Raw genomic sequence first — 23972 nt, 5'->3', positions numbered from 1 at the left:
AAACACAAACACAGCGCCGGGCGATCCCCTCTCCCTCTGGGAGAGGGTTAGGGTGAGGGAAAAAGGGAAAGAGTAATAACCAGGCAACAAAAAAAACCACTAGCCACAATACAATAAGTGATCATTCAAGTATCACTGTTGTTGATGCCTCATTTGATTAGCGTGCGCGATATTGCGTGCATGCCCGCCTTTGGAGAGATTTTCGTCGTCATGAATGCAACCCCCAAACGTCATTCACTGATATTGCGCCTGCTGGCCGTGGCGATCGTGGCGATTGCCGCCGTTCTGCTGTGGCGCCACTTCAGCGCGCCGCAGCCCACCGCTGGCGCCAGCGGCACACGCCATGCGGCCGGCAATGCGGGCTCAACCGGCCGGCACCGCGGTGCGCCTATGGCGCCGGTACAGGCCGCCAGCGCGATCCTGCAGACCGTGCCGCGCTATCTTTCCGGGCTGGGCACCGCCACCGCCGCCAACACGGTGACCGTCACCAGCCGCGTTGACGGCCAGTTGATGGCGCTCCACTTCACCGAAGGGCAGCAGGTCAAGGCCGGCGATCTGCTGGCGGAAATCGATCCGCGGCCGTTTGAAGTGCAACTGACCCAGGCGCAGGGCCAGTTGGCGAAAGATCAGGCCACCCTGGCCAATGCCAAACAGGATCTGGCGCGTTACCAGCAACTGGCCAAGACCAATCTGGTCTCCCGCCAGGAACTGGATGCCCAGCTTTCGCTGGTGCGCCAGAGCGAAGGCACCATCAAGGCCGATCAGGGCGCGGTGGACAGCGCCAGGCTACAACTGACCTACAGCCGCATTACCGCCCCGATTGACGGCCGCGTCGGCCTCAAACAGGTTGACGTCGGCAACTACATCACCAGCGGCGCCACCACCGGCATCGTGGTGATCACCCAAACCCACCCGATCGATGTGGTGTTCACTCTGCCGGAGAGCAACATTGGCGAACTGAGCCAGGCGCAAAAAAGCGGGCCGGTGAGCGTGGAAGCCTGGGATCGCACCAACCAGCAAAAGCTGGCGACCGGCACATTGCTTAGCCTGGATAACCAGATCGATACCACCACCGGCACCATCAAAATGAAAGCCCGCTTCGCCAACGATGACGATGTGCTGTTCCCCAACCAGTTCGTCAACGCCCGTCTGAAGGCCGACACCCTGCACGACGCGGTGGTTATTCCGGTCGCCGCACTGCAAATGGCTAACGACGGGCGCTTTGTCTGGATACTGAACGATGAAAACAAGGTCAGCAGGCGCAGCGTCACCGCCGGCATGCAAAGCAACCAGCAGGTGGTGATCAGCGCCGGGCTGAGCGCGGGCGATCGCGTGGTGACCGACGGCATTGATCGCCTGAGCGAAGGTCTTCAGGTTGAAGTGCTGGCGCCGCAGGAGAAACCCGCAGCAGAGGCAACGCGCCGGCAACCCGCCGCGAGGAAATCCTGATGCAACCGCAGCCTCCAAACGCCAGCGGCGGCCCTTCCCGCCTGTTTATCCTGCGCCCGGTCGCCACCACGCTGCTGATGGTGGCGATCCTGCTGGCCGGGATTATGGGCTACCGCGCTCTGCCGGTGTCGGCGCTGCCGGAAGTGGATTACCCCACCATTCAGGTGGTGACGCTCTATCCCGGCGCCAGCCCCGATGTGGTTACGTCGGCCATTACCGCGCCGCTGGAGCGCCAGTTCGGCCAAATGTCCGGCCTGAAGCAAATGGCGTCGCAAAGCTCCGGCGGGGCTTCGGTGGTCACCCTGCAATTCCAACTGTCGCTGCCACTGGATGTCGCTGAACAGGAGGTGCAGGCGGCGATCAACTCCGCCACCAACCTGCTGCCTTCCGATCTGCCCTACCCGCCGGTGTACAGCAAGGTCAACCCGGCCGATCCGCCGATCATGACGCTGGCGGTCACCACCAGCGCCATGCCGATGACCCAGGTGGAAGACATGGTGGAAACCCGCGTGGCGCAGAAAATCTCGCAGGTGGGCGGCGTGGGGCTGGTGACGCTGTCCGGCGGCCAACGCCCGGCGGTGCGCGTGAAGCTCAATGCACAGGCGCTGGCGGCCTATGGCCTGGACAGCGAGACAGTGCGCGCCGCCATCAGTAACGCCAACGTCAACGCCGCCAAAGGCAGCCTTGACGGCCCCACCCGCGCCGTCACGCTGGCGGCCAACGATCAAATGAAATCGGCCGAAGACTACCGCGCGCTGATCGTCGCCTACCAGAATGGCGCGCCGGTTCGCCTCCGGGACGTCGCCACCATCGAACAAGGGGCTGAGAACACCTACCTTGCCGCCTGGGCCAACAAGCAGCAGGCGATCGTGATTAATATCCAGCGCCAGCCGGGCGCCAACGTCATCACCACCACCGACAGCATCCGCGCCATGTTGCCGGCGCTGGTGAAAAGCCTGCCCAAATCGGTGGATATGCAGATCCTGACCGACCGCACCACCACTATCCGCGCCTCCGTCAGCGATGTGCAGTTCGAGCTGGTGCTGGCCATCGCGTTGGTGGTGATGGTGATGTATGTGTTCCTGCGTAACGTGCCGGCCACCCTCATCCCCAGCGTGGCGGTGCCGCTGTCGCTGGTCGGCACCTTTGCCGCCATGTATTTCCTGGGCTTCTCCATCAACAACCTGACGCTGATGGCGCTGACCATCGCCGCCGGCTTTGTGGTGGATGACGCCATCGTGGTGATTGAAAACATCTCACGCTATATCGAAAAGGGTGAAAAACCGCTCACCGCGGCGCTCAAGGGCGCCGGTGAAATCGGCTTTACCATTATTTCGCTGACCATCTCGCTGGTGGCGGTGCTGATCCCGCTGCTGTTTATGGGCGACATCGTCGGCCGGTTGTTCCGCGAATTCGCCGTCACGCTGGCAGTGGCGATTTTGATCTCCGCCGTGGTGTCGCTGACGCTAACGCCCATGATGTGCGCACGCATGCTTAGCTATGAATCGCTGCGCAAGCAGAACCGTTTTTCACGCGCCAGCGAACGCTTTTTTGAGCGAGTGATCGCCCACTACGGCATCTGGCTGAAAAAGGTGTTGAACCACCCGTGGCTGACGCTCGGCGTGGCGTTCGGCACCCTGGCGCTCACGGTGGTGCTTTACCTGCTGATCCCCAAAGGCTTCTTCCCGGTGCAGGACAACGGCATCATCCAGGGCACGCTGGAAGCGCCGCAAAGCGTGTCGTTCAGCAATATGGCCGCGCGCCAGCAGCAAGTGGCGGCGGTGATTTTGCAAGACCCGGCGGTGGAAAGCCTGACGTCATTCGTCGGCGTTGACGGCAGCAACGCCACGCTCAACAGCGGCCGGCTGCAAATCAACCTGAAGCCGCTGAGCGAACGCAGTGAGCGCTCACCGGCGATTATCGCCCGCCTGCAGCAGGCGGCGGCACAGTTCCCCGGCGTGCGGCTGTTCCTGCAGCCCGCACAGGATCTGACCATCGATACCCAGGTCAGCCGCACCCAGTACCAGTTCACGCTGCAGGCGATGTCGCTGGAGGCGCTGGATCTGTGGGTGCCGCAACTGCTGGATGAGTTGCGCAAGGCGCCGCAATTGGCCGACGTCACCAGCGACTGGCAGGCCGAAGGGCCAGTCGCGTTTATTAACGTCGATCGCGATCAAGCAGCTCGCCTTGGCATAACCATGAGCGATGTAGACAACGCGTTATATAACGCTTTTGGCCAGCGTTTGATTTCCACCATCTACACCCAGGCCAACCAATACCGCGTGGTGCTCGAGCACGATGTGCAGCACACGCCGGGGCTGGCGGCGCTCGATGAAATCCGCCTGACCAGCAGCAACGGCACCATCGTGCCGCTCAACACCATCGCCAAAGTGGAAGAGCGCTTCGGCCCGCTGTCCATCAACCACCTGGATCAATTCCCATCGGCCACCGTCTCGTTCAACGTGGCAAGCGGCTACGCGCTGGGGGAAGCGATCGATGCGGTGACCCTGGCGGAGAAAAACCTGGCGATGCCGGACGACATCACCACCCGCTTCCAGGGCGCGTCGCTGGCGTTCCAGGCCGCGTTGGGCAGCACGCTGTGGCTGATTCTGGCGGCGGTGGTGGCGATGTACATCGTGCTCGGCGTGCTGTATGAAAGTTTTATTCACCCGGTGACCATTCTTTCCACCCTGCCGACCGCCGGAGTGGGCGCGTTGCTGGCGCTGATGGTGGCCGGCAGCGAGCTGGACGTCATTGCCATTATCGGGCTGATTTTGCTGATCGGCATCGTCAAGAAAAACGCCATCATGATGATCGACTTTGCGCTGGCCGCCGAACGCGAACAGGGCCTGTCGCCGTACGACGCCATTTATCAGGCCTGCCTGCTGCGTTTCCGGCCGATTTTAATGACCACCATGGCGGCGCTGCTGGGCGCACTGCCGCTGATGCTCAGCCAGGGCGTCGGCGCGGAGCTGCGCCGCCCGCTCGGCATCTGTATGGTCGGCGGGCTGGCCGTGAGCCAGGTGCTGACGTTATTCACCACGCCGGTGATCTACCTGTTGTTTGACAAACTGGCGCGCAACACGCACCGCCAGCCGGATCCGCAGGAGCTGCCGTGAGATTCTTCGCGCTGTTCATCAACCGGCCGGTGGCCACCACCCTGCTAACGTTGGCAATCACCATTGCCGGCATCGTCGGCTTCAAGATGCTGCCAGTTTCCCCGCTGCCGCAAGTGGATTACCCGGTGATCTCGATCAGCGCCTCGCTGCCCGGCGCTTCGCCCGAGACCATGGCGTCATCGGTGGCCATGCCGCTGGAACGGGCGCTGGGCCGTATCGCCGGCGTTAATGAGATGACATCTATGAGCTCGCTTGGCAGCACGCGGGTGATTTTACAGTTCGATCTCGATCGCGATATCAACGGCGCGGCGCGTGACGTGCAGGCGGCGATCAACGCCGCGCAAAGCCTGTTGCCCTCCGGTATGCCCAACCGGCCAAGCTACCGCAAGGTCAATCCTTCCGATGCGCCGATCATGATCCTGACGTTGACCTCGGATACCTATAGCCAGGGCCAGCTTTACGACTTCGCCTCAACGCATCTGGCGCAGAAGATCGCCCAGATGGAAGGCGTGGGCGACGTCTCGGTCGGCGGCAGCTCACTGCCGGCCGTGCGCGTGGAGCTGAACCCTAGCGCCCTGTTCAACCAGGGCGTATCCCTTGACGCCGTGCGCGAGGCGATCGGCAATGCCAACGTGCGCCGCCCGCAAGGCGCGGTGCAAGGCCCGGATCGGCGCTGGCAGCTCCAGACCAACGACGAGCTGAAAACCGCCGCCGACTACCAACCGCTGATTATCCGTTACCAACAGGGCGGCGCCGTGCGGTTGAGCGACGTCGCCAACGTGAAGGACGCCGTACAGGACGTGCGCAACGCCGGGATGGCCGATGCCAAACCCGCCATTTTGTTAATGGTCAGCCGTGCGCCGGAAGCCAACATCATCGAAACCGTGGATCGGATCCGCGCGGAACTGCCGGCGCTGCGCGCCAATATCCCGGCGGCCATTACGTTGAATATCGCCCAGGAGCGCTCCACCACCATCCGCGCTTCGCTGGCGGAGGTGGAGCGATCGCTGTATATCGCCGTTGGGCTGGTGATCCTGGTGGTGTTCATTTTCCTGCGCTCGGGGCGCGCAACGCTGATCCCGGCGGTTGCGGTGCCGGTATCGCTGATCGGGGCCTTTGCCGCCATGTATTTGTGCGGCTTCAGCCTGAATAACCTGTCGCTCATGGCGCTCACCATCGCCACCGGCTTTGTAGTGGACGACGCCATCGTGGTGCTGGAAAACATCTCGCGCCATATCGAAGCCGGGATGAAGCCAATGCATGCCGCACTGAAGGGCGTGGGGGAAGTGGGCTTTACCGTGCTTTCCATGAGCGTGTCGCTGGTGGCGGTGTTTATCCCACTGCTGTTTATGGGCGGCCTGCCGGGGCGCCTGTTCCGCGAGTTTGCCGTTACCCTGTCGGCGTCGGTCGGCATTTCACTGCTGATCTCGTTGACTCTCACGCCGATGATGTGCGCCTACCTGCTGCGCCGCCAGCCGCCGCGCGCGCAGCGGCGCGCACGCGGTTTCGGGCGGGCGCTGAACGCCGTGCAGCAAGGCTATGCCCGTTCGCTCAACTGGGTGCTGGATCACTCCAGCTGGGTGCTGGCGCTGTTTATCGCCACGCTGGCGCTCAACGTCTGGCTGTACGTCAGCATCCCGAAAACCCTGTTCCCAGAGCAGGATACCGGCCGCCTGAACGGGTTTATCCAGGCGGACCAGAGCATTTCCTTCCAAGCAATGCGCGGAAAGCTGGAAGCCTTTATGAAGATTGTGCGTGAAGATCCGGCGGTGGACAGCGTGACCGGTTTTACCGGCGGTTCGCGCACCAACAGCGGCTCGATGTTTATCTCGCTCAAGCCGCTGACAGAGCGCCATGACAGCGCGCAGCACGTGATCGCCCGGCTGCGCGCCAAGCTGGCGCAGGAGCCGGGCGCCAGCCTGTTCCTGATGCCGGTGCAGGATATCCGCGTCGGCGGCCGGCAGGCCAACGCCAGCTACCAGTACACGCTGCTGGCGGACGATCTTAGCGCGCTGCGTGAATGGGAGCCGAAGGTGCGCGCCGCGCTGGCCGCGCTGCCCGAACTGGCGGATGTGAACTCCGATCAGCAGGATAAAGGTTCAGAGATGGATTTAATTTACGATCGCGAGACCATGGCGCGGTTGGGGATCTCAGTCACCGACGCCAATAATCTGCTGAACAACGCCTTCGGCCAGCGCCAGGTGTCGACCATTTACCAGCCGCTCAACCAGTACAAAGTGGTGATGGAAGTGGCACCGCCTTACACCCAGGACATCAGCGCGCTGGATAAGATGTTCGTGATCAACAACGAAGGCAAAGCCATCCCGCTCTCCTACTTCGCCCAGTGGCGGCCGGCCAACGCGCCGCTGTCGGTCAACCACCAGGGGCTGTCGGCGGCATCGACCATTTCATTCAACCTGCCGGAAGGCGGCAACCTGTCGGACGCCACCGCCGCCGTGGAGCGCGCCATGACCGCCCTCGGCGTGCCGGCCACCGTGCGCGGCACCTTTGCCGGCACCGCGCAGGTGTTCCAGGAAACGCTGCAATCGCAGGTGTTTTTGATTGCGGCGGCGATCGCCACGGTGTATATCGTGCTCGGCATGCTGTATGAAAGCTATATTCACCCGCTGACCATTCTTTCGACCCTGCCTTCGGCCGGGATGGGCGCACTGCTGGCGCTGATGTGGTTCAACGCGCCGTTCAGCATGATTGCGCTGATCGGCATTATGTTGCTGATCGGCATTGTGAAAAAGAACGCCATCATGATGGTGGATTTTGCCCTTGATGCGCAGCGTAATGGTGGTCTGGCCGCCCGTGAGGCGATTTTCCAGGCCAGTTTGCTGCGTTTCCGGCCGATTATCATGACCACGCTGGCCGCACTGTTCGGCGCGCTGCCGTTGGCGCTGGCCAGCGGTGACGGCGCCGAGCTGCGCCAGCCGCTCGGCATCACCATCGCCGGCGGGCTGGTGATGAGCCAATTGTTGACGCTGTATACCACGCCGGTCGTGTATTTGTATTTTGACCGTTTGCAGATGGCATTTCGTCATGGTAAGAAACTCGCTCCGCTGAGCAAATAACCGAAGAATAGGCTGAATGTGAATCAACACCCCCTCTCAGTGCAGTGGCAGCTTTGGATTGTGGCTTTTGGCTTCTTTATGCAGACGCTGGATACCACCATTGTCAATACTGCCCTGCCGTCCATGGCCGCCAGCCTGGGGGAAAGCCCGCTGCATATGCAGTCGGTGATCGTTTCCTACGTGTTGACAGTAGCCGTGATGCTGCCCGCCAGCGGTTGGCTGGCCGACCGTGTCGGCGTGAAAAAGGTGTTTTTCAGCGCCATTGTGCTGTTCACGCTGGGTTCGATTCTGTGCGCCCGCTCGCTCACGCTGAGCGAACTGGTGGCTTCGCGCATCGTTCAAGGGGTAGGCGGCGCGATGATGGTGCCGGTCGGCAGGCTGACAGTGATGAAAATCGTGCCGCGCAGTGAATATATGGCGGCCATGACCTTCGTCACCCTGCCGGGGCAGATCGGCCCGCTGGTCGGCCCGGCGCTGGGCGGTTTTCTGGTGCAATACGCCAGTTGGCACTGGATCTTCCTGATCAATATCCCCGTGGGCATCGCCGGTGCGCTCGCCACCCTGTTGCTGATGCCGAACTACACCATGCAGGCACGGCGTTTCGATATCGCAGGCTTCCTGATGCTGGCGACCGGCATGGCGGCAATGACGCTGGCGCTCGACGGTCACAAAGGCATCGGGCTAGCCCCGTTGGCCATCGCCGCGCTGGTGGTGCTGGGTTGCTGCGCGCTGGGCGGTTACTGGTGGCATGCGCACGGCAACAGCCGGGCATTGTTTTCCCTGCGGCTGTTCCGCACCGACAGCTACCGCGTCGGCCTGATTTGCAGCCTGCTGGCGCGCATCGGCAGCGGCATGCTGCCGTTTATGACCCCGTTGTTCCTGCAGGTGGGCGTGGGGTTTTCGCCGTTTCACGCCGGGTTGATGATGATCCCGATGATTCTTGGCAATATGGGCATGAAACGCATAGTGGTGCGGGTGGTCAACCGTTTTGGCTATCGCCATGTGCTGGTGGCGACCACGCTGCTGCTGGCGCTGATCAGCCTGAGCCTGCCGCTGGTGGCGCTGCTCGGCTGGCTGTATCTGCTGCCGCTGGTGCTGTTTTTCCAGGGCATGGTCAATGCCCTGCGCTTCTCGGCGCTGAATACGCTCACGCTGAAAGATCTGCCCGACCGCTTGGCCAGCAGCGGCAATAGCCTGCTGTCGATGGTGATGCAACTGTCGATGAGCCTGGGCGTCAGTACCGCCGGTATTCTGATCGGCAGCTTTGCCCAACACTCGCTGGCAACTGATGGTTCCGCCCTGCACAGCACGTTTATCTATACCTACGGCTGCATGGCGCTGATCATCGCACTGCCGGTGCTGGCCCTGCTGCACGTGCCGGCCGACAGCGCGCCAAACCGTTTACTGACCAAGACCCGTAAAGGTTCATAGAGGCTGCAATGAGAATAGGCATTACCGGTAAACTGTTTATGGCGATCTTCGCCACCTGCATGCTGGTCTTGATCACCATGCACTGGGGCGTGCGCATCAGTTTCGAACGCGGCTTTATTGACTATATCAAGCACACCAACGAACAACGCATCCAAATGCTGAGCGATGCGCTGGAAGATCAATACAACCAACACGGCAACTGGACCTTCCTGCGCAATAACGACCAGGCGGTTTTCCAGATCATGCGTTCGTTTGATCAAAACGGCGACAACCGCCATAACATGCCGCCCAAGGGCTGGCGCTCCCAGTTCTGGGTTGTCGATAGCAACTTCAAACGGCTGGTCGGCCATGCCGGCCCTGTTGCGCCGGAAGGCAACCGCTACCCGATCCACTACCAGGGGGCAGTCGTCGGTTGGGTGATCGCCATGCCACCGGAGCGGCTGACGCGCAACGCCGACATCAATTTTGATCGTCAGCAGCGAACCACCAGTTGGCTGATCGTCGCGCTTTCCACCCTGCTGGCTGCCGCCGTCACCTGGCTGATGTCACGCGGCCTGCTGGCCCCGGTCAAGCGCCTGGTGGCCGGCACACATCAGTTAGCCGCCGGGAATTTTTCCACCCGCGTGGCGGTCAGCAGCCAGGACGAGCTGGGGCGGCTGGCGCAGGATTTTAACCAGTTGGCCACTTCGCTGGAAAAAAACGAGCAGATGCGGCGAGCCTTTATGGCCGATGTTTCCCATGAGCTGCGCACCCCGCTGGCGGTGCTGCGCGGTGAGCTGGAAGCATTGCAGGACGGCGTGCGCCAGGCCACGCCGGCCTCGCTCGCCTCGCTACAGGCGGAGGTTTCCACCCTGACCAAACTGGTTGACGATTTGCACCAGTTATCGCTGTCCGACGTCGGCGCTCTGGCCTATCGCAAATCACAGGTCGATTGCGTGCACCTGTTGCAGGTGGCGGTCGCCGCGTTCCGCGAACGTTTCCACGCCAAAGGGCTGAGCATCGCCACCCGCCTGCCGGAACAGGCGCCGCTGTTCGGCGATCCGGATCGCCTTAATCAACTGTTTAATAACCTGCTGGAGAACAGCCTGCGCTATACCGATGCCGGCGGTAAACTGGAGATCGGCCTTGAGCAAACGCCGGGGCAAATCGTTATTTACCTGCAGGACAGCACGCCGGGCATCAGCGATGAACTGCTGGCGCGTATTTTCGAGCGTTTTTACCGTGCCGAAGGCTCGCGCAACCGCGCCAGCGGCGGCTCTGGCCTGGGGCTGGCGATTTGCCAGAACATTGTTGAAGCGCACGGTGGTAGAATCCATGCGCAGCACTCGCCTTTGGGCGGCGTACGCATTACGGTAGAGTTACCTTCGGGCATGAACAACAAGGCAGCATAATGGAAAACCAAATTCAGCCGTTACAGATCATGATCGTGGAAGATGAGCCCAAACTGGGCCAGTTGCTGGTGGATTACCTGCAAGCGGCAAACTACGCCACCCAGTGGCTGACCAACGGCAGCGAGGTGGTGCCTGCCGTGCAACGCCAGCAGCCGTCGTTGATCCTGCTGGATCTGATGTTGCCCGGCACCGACGGCCTGAGCATTTGCCGCGAGCTGCGCCGCTTTAGCGATGTGCCGATCATCATGGTCACGGCAAAGATTGAAGAGATCGATCGCCTGCTGGGGCTGGAGATCGGCGCGGACGATTATATTTGCAAACCCTACAGCCCGCGGGAAGTGGTGGCACGGGTGAAAACCATCCTGCGCCGCTGCCAACGCCCAGTGGACGTGCAGGACACCGCCCAGCTCTATATTGACGAACCGCGCTTTCAGGCCAGTTATCAGGGGCACCTGCTGGATCTAACCCCGGCGGAATTCCGCCTGCTGAAAACGCTGGCCAGCCAGCCCGGCAACGTGTTCTCCCGCGAGCAGTTGCTCAATAACCTGTATGACGATTACCGCGTGGTGACTGACCGCACGATCGACAGCCATATCAAAAACCTGCGCCGCAAGCTGGAACTGATCGACGGCGAGAAAGCGTTTATTCGTTCCGTTTACGGCGTGGGCTACCGCTGGGAAGCAGAAGCCTGCCGGTTGCTCAACGGAGCCTAGCGTTCGTTACGTTTTTGCTGGTAGGCGCCATCAATGGCTTTAACACCGGTGCTCCACTCACCAAATGCATCGCCTTTTATTGTGTCAAAACCAGGGGTTAGGTTACCCGGTGGCGATAGATTTGTGTTTTGACCTTCCGCGCGCATCTTGGGCTGCCGAGCAAGGCACCGTTGCCAGGGGCAATCGGCCACGGACGGCCGACCCGTCCGGCGACGGGGACGCCGCAAGGGTACCCGCGCAGCGGGCAGACTATGTTAAGCGCAGGTCGAGGCCGGGCCTTCGGCCCTGACAATTGCCGTGCGCGATTGCCGCAAAGAAACTCGGGGTGATTAAGGCAATTCCACTTACACGGTGGGTTACAAATACTGTTTCACCGACATTCTTTGTTGAGGTCAAGGAGGGTTTCGGTCGCTATAATATCGTGGCTTTTTGCGGCACCGTAGCCCGCGCCCGAGCAAGGCAATTCCCATTACAACAATGATTACAGATAACGGTTGCTCTGGCTGATAGAGAATTGCGGCATTAAACCCTGCCCCCACGCCAATGATAGCCACCGCATTCCCGAACCTGAAATCCCCCCAGACCTAAACGCAATTTCTTCACCGAACATGCATAAAAAACGCGCATTTTTTTGCGCTGGAACACACAACTCACGCCGGTATCTCATTGCCCGATCGCGCTTTGGCTACACTTAAATCATCAACAACAACCCATAAAAGGAGAGGGATTATGGCAAACGGCCACTATGAGTTGAAAAAATCAGCGAACGGGCAATTTCATTTCAGACTGAAAGCCAGCAACGGCGAGATTATTCTTGCTAGCGAAATGTATGCCAGCAAGGCTTCAGCGGAAAACGGCATTTCATCCGTGCAAAACAATGCTCCGTTTGAAGAACTGTATGAGCTGAAAACCAGTACCAGCGGCAAACCGTACTTCGTGCTGAAAGCCAAAAACCACCAAGTGATTGGCACCAGCGAGCTATACAGTTCGCAAACTGCGGCGAAAAATGGCATCCAGTCCGTCATCAAAAACGGCCCAACGAGCGATGTGCGCGACTTAAGCGCATAACGGCTGCCCGCGCGGTGCTTGCATCGCGCGTTTCCCGCGGCAAAAAAAGATTCCCACGAAATAATTCCGGTTACTGGCTGATTTCTTGCCGCGCTACCGTTACAATTCCCCGCTTTCGTTGCGCCATTAGTTGGCGCGGCACTGACCTGAAATCAGACCGAGAATCACCATGTTTACACCAGAACTTCTTTCCCCGGCCGGCACGCTGAAAAATATGCGTTACGCCTTCGCCTACGGCGCCGATGCGGTATACGCCGGCCAACCACGCTATAGCCTGCGGGTGCGCAACAACGAATTCAACCACGAGAACCTGGCGCAGGGCATCAACGAAGCGCACGCGCTGGGTAAAAAATTCTACGTGGTGGTTAACATCGCCCCGCACAATGCCAAGCTGAAAACCTTCCTGCGCGATCTGAAACCGGTGATCGATATGGGCCCGGATGCGCTGATCATGTCCGATCCGGGGCTGATCATGATGGTGCGCGAAGCCTTCCCGCAAATGGCGGTTCACCTGTCGGTGCAGGCCAACGCGGTCAACTGGGCGACGGTCAAATTTTGGCAGCAGATGGGCCTGACGCGCGTGATCCTTTCACGCGAACTGTCGCTGGAAGAAATTGCGGAAATTCGGAGCCAGGTGCCGGAAATGGAGCTGGAAATCTTTGTGCACGGCGCCTTGTGCATGGCCTATTCCGGCCGCTGCCTGCTTTCCGGCTACATCAACAAACGCGATCCCAACCAAGGCACCTGTACCAACGCCTGCCGCTGGCAATACAAGACCGAAGAAGGCAAAGAAGACGACGTGGGCAACATCGTGCACCTGCATGAGCCGATCCCGGTACAAAGCGTTGAACCGACGCTGGGCATCGGCGCGCCGACCGACAAAGTGTTTATGCTCTCTGAAGTGCAGAAACCGGGTGAGTACATGAGCGCCTTTGAAGATGAGCATGGCACCTACATCATGAACTCCAAAGACCTGCGCGCCATTCAGCACGTGGAACGCCTGACCCAGCTTGGCGTCCATTCGTTGAAAATCGAAGGCCGTACCAAGTCTTTCTACTACTGCGCCCGTACCGCCCAGGTTTATCGCCGCGCCATTGACGATGCCGCCGCCGGCAAACCCTTTGATCCCAGCCTGCTGACCACGCTGGAAGGCCTGGCGCACCGTGGCTATACCGAAGGCTTTTTGCGCCGCCACACCCACGAATCGCACCAGAACTATGAATATGGCTCGTCGATCTCCGAGCGCCAGCAGTTCGTCGGGGAATTTACCGGGGTGCGCCGTGATGGCCTGGCCGAAGTAGATGTGAAAAACAAATTTTCCGTGGGTGACAGCGTGGAGCTGATGTCGCCGGGCGGCAACGTGGTGTTTACGCTGGAAAGTATGCAGAATAAAAAAGGCGAGCAAATTGATGTGGCGCCAGGCAATGGGCACATCGTTTATTTGCCGCTGCCTCAAGATATTGATCTAAATTATGCCTTGTTGATTCGTAATTTGTCCGACGGCAAAAATAGCGCGGCATAACGGCAAAAACTCACTTAATGAGGGGGCTTTTAGCAAATATTAGGATTAGATCACATCTATTGCTCATCGGCTTGGTTAATATCTCTTCGCGAAAACCAAGAACGAAAATATTTGCATAGCAATACTAGGAACCACCTCCTTGGCCAACCCAATCTCCCTTGGGTTGGCTTTTCTTTTTCCCCTGCCGTTTTCACTCCCTAATAATAACCCCATGTTTATGTATTAATTTTATTTATACTCTATACCTATACCTAAAATAATTTGAGCGACAAAACCGGCAGTTATTTTATGGTTAGTGATACCGCCGCAGACAAATTAATTACCAGTTCTAATATGTTTAGGTTAGCGTTAGCCATAAGAAATAATCCGCCTGCCACACTACCGCACGGATACTCACTGAATATTCCTATGGTTTATAACCAGCTTGTAGTTTATCGTTATTGAAACTCTATCAGTCAGGAGAAGACACATGGAGCAACACACACCAACGCTGCTTATCATTAACGGTAAAGGTGCCGGCGATGACTTGGTGCGTGCCGCTGTGAAGAAGCTGCGCAATGAAGGCGAGATCCTGCACGTTCGCGTAACCTGGGAGTACGGCGATGCCACGCGCTACGTGAATGAAGCCAGCGCAATGCAGGCCGGCACGGTTATCGCCGGCGGCGGCGACGGCACGATTAACGAAGTGGCCGCCGCCCTGGCACAGCTGCCGGCAAAAAACTGCCCGGTGCTGGGCATTCTGCCGCTAGGCACCGCCAACGATTTTGCCATGGCTTGCAATATCCCGCTGGTTGCCGAACAGGCGCTAAGCCTGGCGATCAAGGGCCGTGCCGTGCCTATCGATCTGGCCAAAGTGAACGACCAGCGTTATTTCATCAATATGGCGACCGGCGGCTTCGGCACCCGCATCACCACGGAAACCCCAGAAAAACTCAAGGCCGCGCTGGGCGGCGTTTCCTACTTTATTCATGGGCTGCTGCGGATGGATACGCTCAAGGCCGACAACTGCGAAATCCGCGGCCCGGATTTCCGCTGGGCTGGCGATGCGTTAGTGATCGGCATCGGCAACGGCAAACAGGCCGGCGGTGGCCAGCAGCTGTGCCCGGATGCCCTGATCAACGATGGCTTGCTGCAACTGCGCCTGCTGATTGCCGATGAGCTACTGCCGGCGCTGATCGCCAGCCTGTTCAACGGCGAAGAGAACAAGAATGTGGTCAGCGCCGCCCTGCCCTGGGTGGAAATCGACGCCCCGCATGATATGACGTTCAACCTCGACGGCGAGCCGCTAAAAGGCACCCATTTCCGCATTGAAGTGCTGCCCGGTGTGATCGAATGCCGGTTGCCGCCAAACTGTCAACTGCTGGGCTAAGCAAGCGATAGGTCACCCGTCGGTGGCCTGTTGCCGCAAGCCCTGTTCTTTCACGGCGGCCGACCGGCCGCCGCTACAGTTACATCCACATCGCCATTAAGACCGGGCTGCAAATGCGGCCGATTTTATGTGATCCACTCCTGCAAAAACTTCAACTCATACTTGTATGGTAGTTAATTCAGAGCGTATTTTTTAGCCATCAACTTCTTATCAGTCAGTCAGGATGTAGATGCTATGAAAATTGTTAAGGCCGAAGTGTTTGTTACCTGCCCAGGAAGAAACTTCGTCACGCTGAAAATTACCACTGATAGCGGTATTACCGGCCTGGGCGATGCCACGCTCAATGGCCGCGAACTGCCGGTGGCTTCTTACCTGAAAGATCACCTTTGCCCGCAGCTCATCGGCCGCGATGCACACCAGATCGAAGATATCTGGCAATTCTTCTACAAAGGGGCCTACTGGCGCCGCGGGCCGGTGACCATGTCCGCCATTTCCGCCATCGATATGGCACTGTGGGATATCAAAGCCAAGGCGGCCAACATGCCGCTGTATCAACTGTTGGGCGGCGCTTCGCGCACCGGCGTTATGGTGTATTGCCATACCACCGGCCATTCCATTAGCGAAGTGCTGGAAGATTATGCGCGCCATCAGGAAATCGGCTTTAAGGCGATCCGCGTGCAGTGCGGCGTGCCCGGAATGAAAACCACCTACGGAATGGCCAAAGGTAAAGGCCTGGCCTATGAGCCGGCCACCAAGGGCAACTGGCCGGAAGAGCAGCTGTGGTCAACGGAAAAATACCTGGATTTCACCCCTAAACTGTTTGACGCCGTGCGGGAAAAATTTGGCTTTAACGAACACCTGCTGCACGACATGCACCACCGCCTGACCCCGATTGAAGCAGCGCGTTTCGGCAAGAGCATTGAGCAATACCGTCTGTTCTGGATGGAAGACCCAACGCCGGCGGAAAACCAGGCTTGTTTCCGCTTGATCCGCCAGCACACCGTCACCCCGATCGCCGTCGGAGAAGTCTTCAATAGCATCTGGGACTGCAAACAGCTGATTGAAGAACAGCTGATTGATTACATCCGCACCACCCTTACCCACGCCGGCGGCATTACCGGCATGCGCCGCATCGCCGACTTCGCCTCTCTGTATCAGGTGCGCACCGGTTCGCACGGCCCGTCGGATCTGTCGCCGGTCTGTATGGCCGCCGCCCTGCACTTCGATTTGTGGGTGCCGAACTTTGGCGTGCAGGAATACATGGGCTACTCCGAACAGATGCTGGAAGTGTTCCCGCACAACTGGACCTTTGATGACGGCTATATGCACCCCGGCGACAAACCGGGCCTGGGCATCGAGTTTGACGAGAAGCTGGCGGCGAAATATCCGTACGAGCCGGCCTACCTGCCCGTCGCTCGCCTGGAAGACGGCACCTTATGGAACTGGTAATGGGAGACACCAACATGCAAAGCGTCGTTATCGAACAACCGGGCCTGCTGACGATACAGCAGCGCCCACTGCCGCAGCCCACCGCCAACGAAGTGCGGGTGAAGATAAAATTCGCCGGCATCTGCGGTTCGGATGTGCATATCTACCACGGCCACAACCCGTTCGCTAAATACCCGCGGGTGATTGGCCATGAATTCTTCGGCGTGATTGATGCGGTAGGCAGCGATGTCGATCCCAAACGCATCGGCGAGCGCGTATCGGTCGATCCCGTGGTTAACTGCGGCCACTGCTACCCTTGCTCCGTTGGCCGCCCCAACGTCTGCACCCAACTGCAGGTGATCGGCGTGCACCGCGACGGCGGGTTCAGCCATTACGCCTGCGCACCGGCGCGCAACGCCCACCACATCCCGGACAGCATCAGCGATCGCCACGCCGCGATGGTCGAGCCGTTTACCATTGCGGCCAACATCACCGCGCATTTGCAGCCCACGCCTCAGGACGTCGCCCTGATCTACGGCGCAGGCCCGATGGGCTTGACGGTGGTACAAGCGCTGAAAGGGGTTTACGGCGTCAAACAGGTGATCGTGGTCGATCGTATCCCGGAACGTCTGGCGATGGCGCAGGAAAACGGCGCCGATCGGGTGTTCAATAATACCCATCTCGATCTGGCCACGGAACTGCACAACCAGGGGCTTCACCCTACGTTGATCGTCGACGCCGCCTGCCACCCGGCCATCTTGCCGGAAGCCATCGCCTTGGCTTCACCGGCGGCACGCATCGGCATCATGGGCTTCTCTTCCGATCCCTGCGTGTTGAGCCAACAGGCAATCACCAGCAAGGAAATCGCGATCCACAGCTCACGTTTAAACAGCAACCGTTTTCCGCAGGTCATCGGTTGGATGACGGAGCACAAGATCCATCCTGAAAAACTGATTACTCATCAGTTTAATTATACGCAGGTACTTGAAGCGATGGAGATTTTCGAAAAAGACCAACGGCAATGCTGTAAGGTTTTATTGGAATTCTAACCACCGCACGCTGTACCTCATTTGCTGTATCTACAACTATAAATTGCAGAGAACAGAAATATGAACATCAATACAAAAAATCATGCTCAGCCAGAAAGAAGCACCAAAGATTTGGTTAAGGCGGCTGTTTCAGGCTGGCTGGGCACAGCGCTGGAATTTATGGATTTCCAGCTCTATTCACTCGGGGCAGCATTAGTTTTTCATGAGATATTTTTCCCAGAACAATCCGCCGCCATGGCATTAATTCTGGCGATGGGGACTTACGGCGCAGGCTACATTGCCCGTATCGTCGGCGCCTTCTTCTTTGGCCGGATGGGGGATACGATCGGCCGCAAAAAAGTCTTGTTTATTACCATCACCATGATGGGGATCTGCACAACGCTAATCGGCGTACTGCCGACCTATGCACAGATTGGTATTTTCGCCCCGCTGCTGCTGGTCTTGCTGCGTATTATCCAGGGGCTGGGGGCCGGCGCGGAAATTTCCGGCGCCGGTACCATGCTGGCCGAATATGCGCCGAAGGGCAAACGCGGGATTATTTCCTCGCTGGTCGCCATGGGCACTAACTGCGGCACTCTGTCGGCCACGGCAATTTGGGCCATCATGTTCGTCTTCCTCAGCAAAGAAGAGCTGTTGGCCTGGGGCTGGCGCGTGCCGTTCCTGGCCAGCGTGGTGGTGATGATCTTCGCCATCTGGCTGCGAATGAACCTGAAAGAAAGCCCGGTGTTTGAAAAGGTTAAAGAAGATACGGCAGACAGCATCGCCACCCAGGCCATTGCCGATAAAACCCACTCACTTGCCGCTATGTTCAGCAGCAAATCATTCTGGCTGGCAACCGGGCTGCGTTTTGGCCAGGCGGGGAACTCGGGGCTGATCCAAACCTTCCTGGCCGGCTATTTGGTGCAAACCCTGCTGTTTGAAAAAGCAATCCCCACCGATGCGCTGATGATCAGCTCTGCCATTGGTTTTATCACTATCCCGCTGCTGGGTTGGATATCCGATAAAATCGGCCGCCGCGTGCCTTACATCATCGTCAATATCTCCGCCATTCTTTTGGCCTACCCGATGCTGTCGATGATTGTGGATAAGAGCAACAGCGTGAACGTGATCATGGCTTCCATCATCATTATCCATAACGTCGCCGTGCTGGGGCTGTTCGCGTTGGAAAACATCACCATGGCGGAGATCTTCGGCTCGCGTAACCGCTTTACCCGCATGGCCATTTCCAAAGAGGCGGGCGGATTAATCGCCGTCGGCTTTGGCCCGGTGCTGGCCAGCATTTTCTGCACGCTAACCGATTCGTGGTGGCCAATCATGGCCATGGTCATCGGCTACTCGGTGATTGGCCTGGTGTCTGCGCTATTGATGCCGGAGGTTCGGGATCGTGATTTGAGCATCCTCGAAGACGCCGCGGAGATCAAACCCGAAGCGGCCGTGAAACACGGGGTACAAAAAAGCTACTAATACGTGCTGCGCCATGACCTCACCCCAGCAATTCATGAATGTCATCATCAAACCACGTGCTGCCGCAGACTGATTTCTGCGGCAGCACGGCCAGTAAAACGAGTGTGAAAAAATGAAAAATAACCTGTTATCAGCAAACGCCATTGTTCCACATTACGATCGCAACCAATTAAAGCCGCGGATTGTTCACCTCGGCTTTGGCGCCTTCCACCGCGCCCACCAAGGGGTATATGCCGATCTGCTGGCCAGCGATCATGGCAGCGACTGGGGATATTGCGAAGTTAACCTGATCGGCGGCGAGCAGCAGATTACCGATATCAAGCAGCAGGACCTGCTGTATTCGGTGGCGGAAATGGACAGCGATGGCTGGCGCGCCCGCGTCGTCGGTGTGGTCAGGCAGGCGCTGCACCTTAACGTGGACGGCCTGGAGGCGGTACTGGCCGCCATGGCGCAGCCAGAAGTCGCCATCGTCTCGCTGACCATTACCGAAAAAGGCTACTGCTACCGGCCCGCAACCGGGCAGCTCATCGCCGATCACCCGGCGATCCAACATGATATCGCCAATCCTAACCAGCCACAGACGGCACCGGGCCTGATTTTAGCCGCGTTGCGCCTGCGCCGCAGCCGTGGCCTGCCGGCGTTTACTGTGATGTCCTGCGACAACATGCCGGAAAACGGCCACGTTACCCGCAACGTCATCACTCAGTTGGCGCAGCATCAGGATAGCGAACTGGCCGATTGGGTGCGGGAAAACGTCAGTTTCCCTTCAACCATGGTCGATCGCATCGTCCCGGCCGTTACGCCGGAAACCCTGCAGCACCTGGAAACGCTGCTGGGCGGCGTGGCCGATCCGGCCGGCGTGGCCTGCGAACCGTTCCGCCAGTGGGTCATTGAAGATAATTTCCCCCAGGGCCGCCCGGCATGGGAGAAAGTGGGCGCGGAACTGGTGCCCGATGTGCTGCCGTATGAAGAAATGAAGTTGCGGATGCTCAACGGCAGCCACTCCTTCCTGGCCTATCTGGGCTATCTGGCCGGTTACCCGCATATCAATGACTGTATGCAGGACGATAACTTTGCCGCCGCCGCCCGCCGGCTGATGCTGGAGGAGCAGGCCCCGACTCTGCGCACCGAGGGGGTGGATCTGGCACGCTATGCCGATTCATTATTAGCGCGCTACCGCAACACGGCGCTCAAACACCGCACCTGGCAAATCGCCATGGACGGCACGCAAAAACTGCCGCAGCGCATGCTGGATTCCATTCGCTGGCACCTGGCCAACGGCAGCCGCTTTGACTGCCTGGCATTGGGCGTGGCCGGCTGGATACGCTATGCCAGCGGCAAAGACGAGCAAGGGCAACCGATTGAAATCAGCGATCCGCTGCGTGATGAGATGGCCAGCCGGGTGGCGGCCAGCGAGGACGGGCCGGCACGCGTGCAGGCGCTGTTGCAGATGGAAAGCGTATTCGGCCGCGATCTGCCGGAAAACCCCACCTTTGTTAACAACGTAACGGCGGCTTATCAGCAGTTGCTGGCGCTTGGCGCCAAAAGCGCGGTCGCCAAGCTTATAGCGCAATAGCCACCCTGGCCCGCCATTAATACGGCGGGCCCAGGAATATCAGGATTGGCACTATTAATAGTGCGTGATCTCCCCCGCGGGCGCATGAAACCGCCCGCACGGCGAAGAGAATCTGCTAGTATGGTTGCATTCAAAGAGCTCTGGACATTACGCGTTACCATGCCTGAATCTTATAACCTGACCAATAATGTGCCGGTCAACCAGCAGATCTACCAGTTTTTGCGCAAGGATATCGTCGAGTGCACCATCCCACCCGGGACACTGCTTTCCGAAAAAGAAATTTCCACGCGCTTTAACGTTTCACGCCAACCGGTACGGGAAGCCTTCATCAAACTGGCGGAAGCCGGGCTGGTGCAGATTTTGCCGCAGCGCGGCACCTTTGTGATGAAGATATCGGCCAAACGCGTGGCCGACGGGCGTTTTATCCGCCAGGCGGTGGAGTGCGCCATCGTGCGCCGGGCCGCCACCAGCATTACGCCACAGCAATTAATGCAGTTGGAGCATAACTTACATCGCCAGACGCTGGCGGCGCAGAATCACCAGATCCGCGAATTCCTGGCGCTGGATGACGCATTTCACCAGTCGCTGACGCAGATCGCCAATTGCCCGTTAGCATGGGAAACCATCGAAACCATCAAGGCAACCATGGATCGGGTGCGTTTTCTTAGCCTGAGCGAAGTCTCGCCACCGGAAAGCCTGATCCTGCAGCACCACCGAATTTTCGACGCGCTGAAAGCCCACGATCCTGACAACGCCGAACGCGCCATCCATGCCCACCTGCAAGAGATGATTTACTCCATCACACCGATCAGCCAACAGAACAACGCGTGGTTTGAAAGCGAATAACCCCCGCCCCCTTCCCTTTTAGGGCGGGCTGGTCACCCATGTCCAGATAACTGGACACTCGCCATGATAATTTCGCTTTGCAAAATGGCATTTCCCGACGATCGCATCTATTGTTTCTCCTGGTTATCGGGATTTCATTAATGTGTTTCATACCCAAAATAATTCGAGTTGCAGAAAGGCGGCAACGCAGCGAATCCCCAAGAGCTTACATAAGTAAGTGACTGAGGTGAGCGACAAATCTGCCGGGAGCAGATTTGAACGCTGCTGGCAGCGGCCCCATCGGGGCGAGGCCCAGGGATGGGCCGAGTAATAAAGCCAACGTATCTGCAACTTGGAGTATGAAGGGTATTGCGGCTTCAACCACTGCTTTTTCATAACGCCGTAACCTTTACACCTGTCCTCTTGGGGTGGATATACAGCATATATGATGGCCACCCGGCCCAAGACGACAAGCGCAATGACCTGTGGCGGCGGTAAGGAAAAAGCCAAATCGGGAGTTAATCATGACTGATATTGCACAGTTATTAGGTAAGGAAGCGGAAGACCTGTTACAACACCGCTGTACCACTATCCCTGCAGAAAATCTCTACCTGCCTGGCGCCGACTTCGTTGACCGGGTAATGATCGATAACAACCGCCCGAACAGCGTGCTGCGCTCGATGCAAACGTTATACAACCACGGCCGCCTGGCCGGCACCGGTTATCTTTCCATCCTGCCGGTCGATCAGGGCGTGGAGCACTCCGCCGGGGCGTCCTTCGCCGCCAACCCGCTGTATTTTGATCCCAAGAATATCGTTGAACTGGCGATTGAAGCGGGCTGTAACTGCGTTGCTTCTACTTACGGGGTGCTGGCGGCCGTCTCGCGCCGTTATGCGCACAAAATTCCGTTCCTGGTCAAACTGAACCACAACGAAACCCTAAGCTACCCAACCCAGTACGATCAAACGCTGTACGCCAGCGTTGAGCAGGCGTTCAACCTGGGTGCCGTCGCCGTCGGCGCCACCATCTATTTTGGTTCCGAGCAGTCGCGCCGCCAGATCGAAGAAATTTCCGCGGCGTTTGAACGCGCGCATGAGTTGGGCATGGTCACCGTGCTGTGGGCCTATCTGCGCAACCCGGCGTTCAAAAAAGACGGGGTGGATTACCACTCCAGCGCCGATCTGACCGGCCAGGCCAACCACCTTGCCGCCACCATCGGCGCCGATATCGTTAAGCAGAAAATGGCGGAAAACAACGGCGGCTATCGCGCCATTAAATTCGGTTATACCGACGATCGCGTCTACGACAAACTCACCACCGATCACCCTATCGATCTGGTGCGTTACCAACTGGCAAACTGCTATATGGGCCGTGCCGGGCTGATCAACTCCGGCGGCGCCGCCGGGGATAACGATCTGCATGAATCCGTACGCACCGCCGTGATTAACAAACGTGCCGGCGGCATGGGCTTGATCCTGGGGCGCAAAGCGTTCAAAAAATCCATGAAAGACGGCGTGGCGTTGATTAATGCGGTGCAGGATACTTACCTGGATCAAAGCGTTACCATCGCCTGATATACCCTTCATGCAACTCGAATCATTTTGGGTATAACCGCAATTTGTCGGCTACATTTGGCCCAGCAGCGTTGCTGGGCCTTGTTGTTTCCAGGGGATGAGAAAGCACACCCAGCCTGCCGTTTCCCCTATTCCTATCCCCGCCGCCACGCTCAAGCCAGCCCCCTTTTGTTACCAACGCCACCAACCGCTTAACATCCCATTCTTAATCTTATTTTCCTTTCGCTTTAAACTTTCAAAATAAAATATTTATCTTTCATATTGTGATCTATTTAAAATAAATGGATAAGCAAAGTGATTACTGTAAGGGCCATGGCGACAGAGCCGCTGTCCGCTCCGGGCCATACCGTCCATTACAGGAGAAAAAAATGATTGAGCTAATAACCCACGGCGCCGAATGGTTTATCGGCCTGTTTCAGAAAGGCGGTGAAGTGTTTGTCGGCATGGTGACCGGCATCCTACCTCTGTTGATCAGCCTGCTGGTCATCATGAATGCCCTGATCAAATTTGTCGGCCAGGATCGTATCGAACGCTTGGCGCAGCGCTGCGCGGGCAATCCATTCTCGCGCTATCTGCTGCTGCCGCTGATCGGTACCTTCGTTTTCTGCAACCCAATGACCCTAAGCCTTGGCCGCTTCATGCCGGAAAAATACAAACCCAGCTACTACGCCGCGGCTTCCTACAACTGCCACTCAATGAACGGCCTGTTCCCGCACATCAACCCCGGCGAACTGTTCGTTTACCTCGGTATCGCCAGCGGCCTGACCACCCTGGGGCTGCCGCTTGGCCCGCTGGCGGTGAGCTACTTCCTGGTCGGCCTGTTCACCAACTTCTTCCGCGGCTGGATCACCGATCTCACCACCAGCCTGTTCGAACGCAAGATGGGCATCCGCCTGGATCGCCAGGTTCAACTTTAA

The 23972-nt window shown here is 58.4% G+C and carries 16 protein-coding genes; all 16 read left to right on the top strand.

The window, feature by feature from the left end; translation table 11 throughout:
• The first annotated feature begins 210 nt into the window (after positions 1–210).
• The 16 genes from ACN28Q_RS18800 to srlA all read left to right on the top strand — a co-directional run bounded on the left by ACN28Q_RS18800 (position 211) and on the right by srlA (position 23972).
• Positions 211–1449, top strand: coding sequence for an MdtA/MuxA family multidrug efflux RND transporter periplasmic adaptor subunit (locus ACN28Q_RS18800; protein WP_121572402.1), 1239 nt, complete (start codon positions 211–213; stop codon positions 1447–1449).
• Entirely contained in the window at positions 1449–4568 is a 3120-nt protein-coding gene (locus tag ACN28Q_RS18795; protein WP_095847740.1) for an MdtB/MuxB family multidrug efflux RND transporter permease subunit, read from the top strand. Before ACN28Q_RS18800 ends, ACN28Q_RS18795 begins: the two co-directional genes overlap by 1 nt.
• Positions 4565–7645, top strand: a complete 3081-nt coding sequence (gene mdtC / locus ACN28Q_RS18790; RefSeq protein ID WP_095847739.1) for a multidrug efflux RND transporter permease subunit MdtC — start codon at positions 4565–4567, stop codon at positions 7643–7645. The genes ACN28Q_RS18795 and mdtC overlap by 4 nt, the downstream gene beginning before the upstream one ends.
• 18 nt (positions 7646–7663) lie before the next feature.
• On the top strand, positions 7664–9076 hold the full coding sequence (gene mdtD, locus ACN28Q_RS18785) for a multidrug transporter subunit MdtD (RefSeq protein WP_095847738.1): 1413 nt from the start codon (positions 7664–7666) through the stop codon (positions 9074–9076).
• 8 nt (positions 9077–9084) lie between these two features.
• On the top strand, positions 9085–10467 hold the full coding sequence (gene baeS / locus ACN28Q_RS18780; protein WP_095847737.1) for an envelope stress sensor histidine kinase BaeS: 1383 nt from the start codon (positions 9085–9087) through the stop codon (positions 10465–10467).
• Positions 10467–11180, top strand: a complete 714-nt coding sequence (gene baeR / locus ACN28Q_RS18775; RefSeq protein WP_095847736.1) for an envelope stress response regulator BaeR — start codon at positions 10467–10469, stop codon at positions 11178–11180. The genes baeS and baeR overlap by 1 nt, the downstream gene beginning before the upstream one ends.
• A gap of 729 nt (positions 11181–11909) precedes the next feature.
• Positions 11910–12248, top strand: coding sequence for a YegP family protein (locus ACN28Q_RS18770; RefSeq protein ID WP_095847735.1), 339 nt, complete (start codon positions 11910–11912; stop codon positions 12246–12248).
• A 169-nt stretch (positions 12249–12417) separates the two neighbouring features.
• Positions 12418–13770 (top strand): prephenate-dependent tRNA uridine(34) hydroxylase TrhP, encoded by a 1353-nt coding sequence (gene trhP / locus ACN28Q_RS18765; protein WP_095847734.1) that lies wholly within the window; start codon positions 12418–12420, stop codon positions 13768–13770.
• Positions 13771–14239: 469 nt separating this feature from the next.
• The gene (yegS, locus tag ACN28Q_RS18760) at positions 14240–15139 is read left to right on the top strand and encodes a lipid kinase YegS (protein ID WP_095847733.1); all 900 of its coding nucleotides are present in this window, start codon (positions 14240–14242) and stop codon (positions 15137–15139) included.
• A gap of 234 nt (positions 15140–15373) precedes the next feature.
• On the top strand, positions 15374–16588 hold the full coding sequence (gene rspA / locus ACN28Q_RS18755; protein WP_095847732.1) for a starvation-sensing protein RspA: 1215 nt from the start codon (positions 15374–15376) through the stop codon (positions 16586–16588).
• 14 nt (positions 16589–16602) lie between these two features.
• Positions 16603–17616 (top strand): Zn-dependent oxidoreductase, encoded by a 1014-nt coding sequence (locus tag ACN28Q_RS18750; protein ID WP_095849092.1) that lies wholly within the window; start codon positions 16603–16605, stop codon positions 17614–17616.
• Positions 17617–17676: 60 nt separating this feature from the next.
• Entirely contained in the window at positions 17677–19080 is a 1404-nt protein-coding gene (locus tag ACN28Q_RS18745; protein ID WP_095847731.1) for an MFS transporter, read from the top strand.
• A 112-nt stretch (positions 19081–19192) separates the two neighbouring features.
• Positions 19193–20656 (top strand): mannitol dehydrogenase family protein, encoded by a 1464-nt coding sequence (locus ACN28Q_RS18740; RefSeq protein ID WP_095847730.1) that lies wholly within the window; start codon positions 19193–19195, stop codon positions 20654–20656.
• Between the two features lie 159 nt (positions 20657–20815).
• Entirely contained in the window at positions 20816–21502 is a 687-nt protein-coding gene (locus tag ACN28Q_RS18735) for a GntR family transcriptional regulator (RefSeq protein ID WP_095849091.1), read from the top strand.
• Between the two features lie 503 nt (positions 21503–22005).
• A complete protein-coding gene (fbaB, locus tag ACN28Q_RS18730) occupies positions 22006–23055 on the top strand; it encodes a class I fructose-bisphosphate aldolase (RefSeq protein ID WP_095847728.1) in 1050 nt (349 codons plus the stop codon).
• A gap of 368 nt (positions 23056–23423) precedes the next feature.
• Complete coding sequence (gene srlA / locus ACN28Q_RS18725) at positions 23424–23972, top strand: PTS glucitol/sorbitol transporter subunit IIC (protein ID WP_095847727.1); 549 nt, start codon at positions 23424–23426, stop codon at positions 23970–23972.

This window comes from Gibbsiella quercinecans (assembly GCF_002291425.1).
Classification (GTDB): Bacteria; Pseudomonadota; Gammaproteobacteria; order Enterobacterales; family Enterobacteriaceae; genus Gibbsiella; species Gibbsiella quercinecans.
The sequence above is the reverse complement of the archived record's forward strand: the minus strand, read 5'-3'. Positions and strand labels throughout refer to the sequence as shown.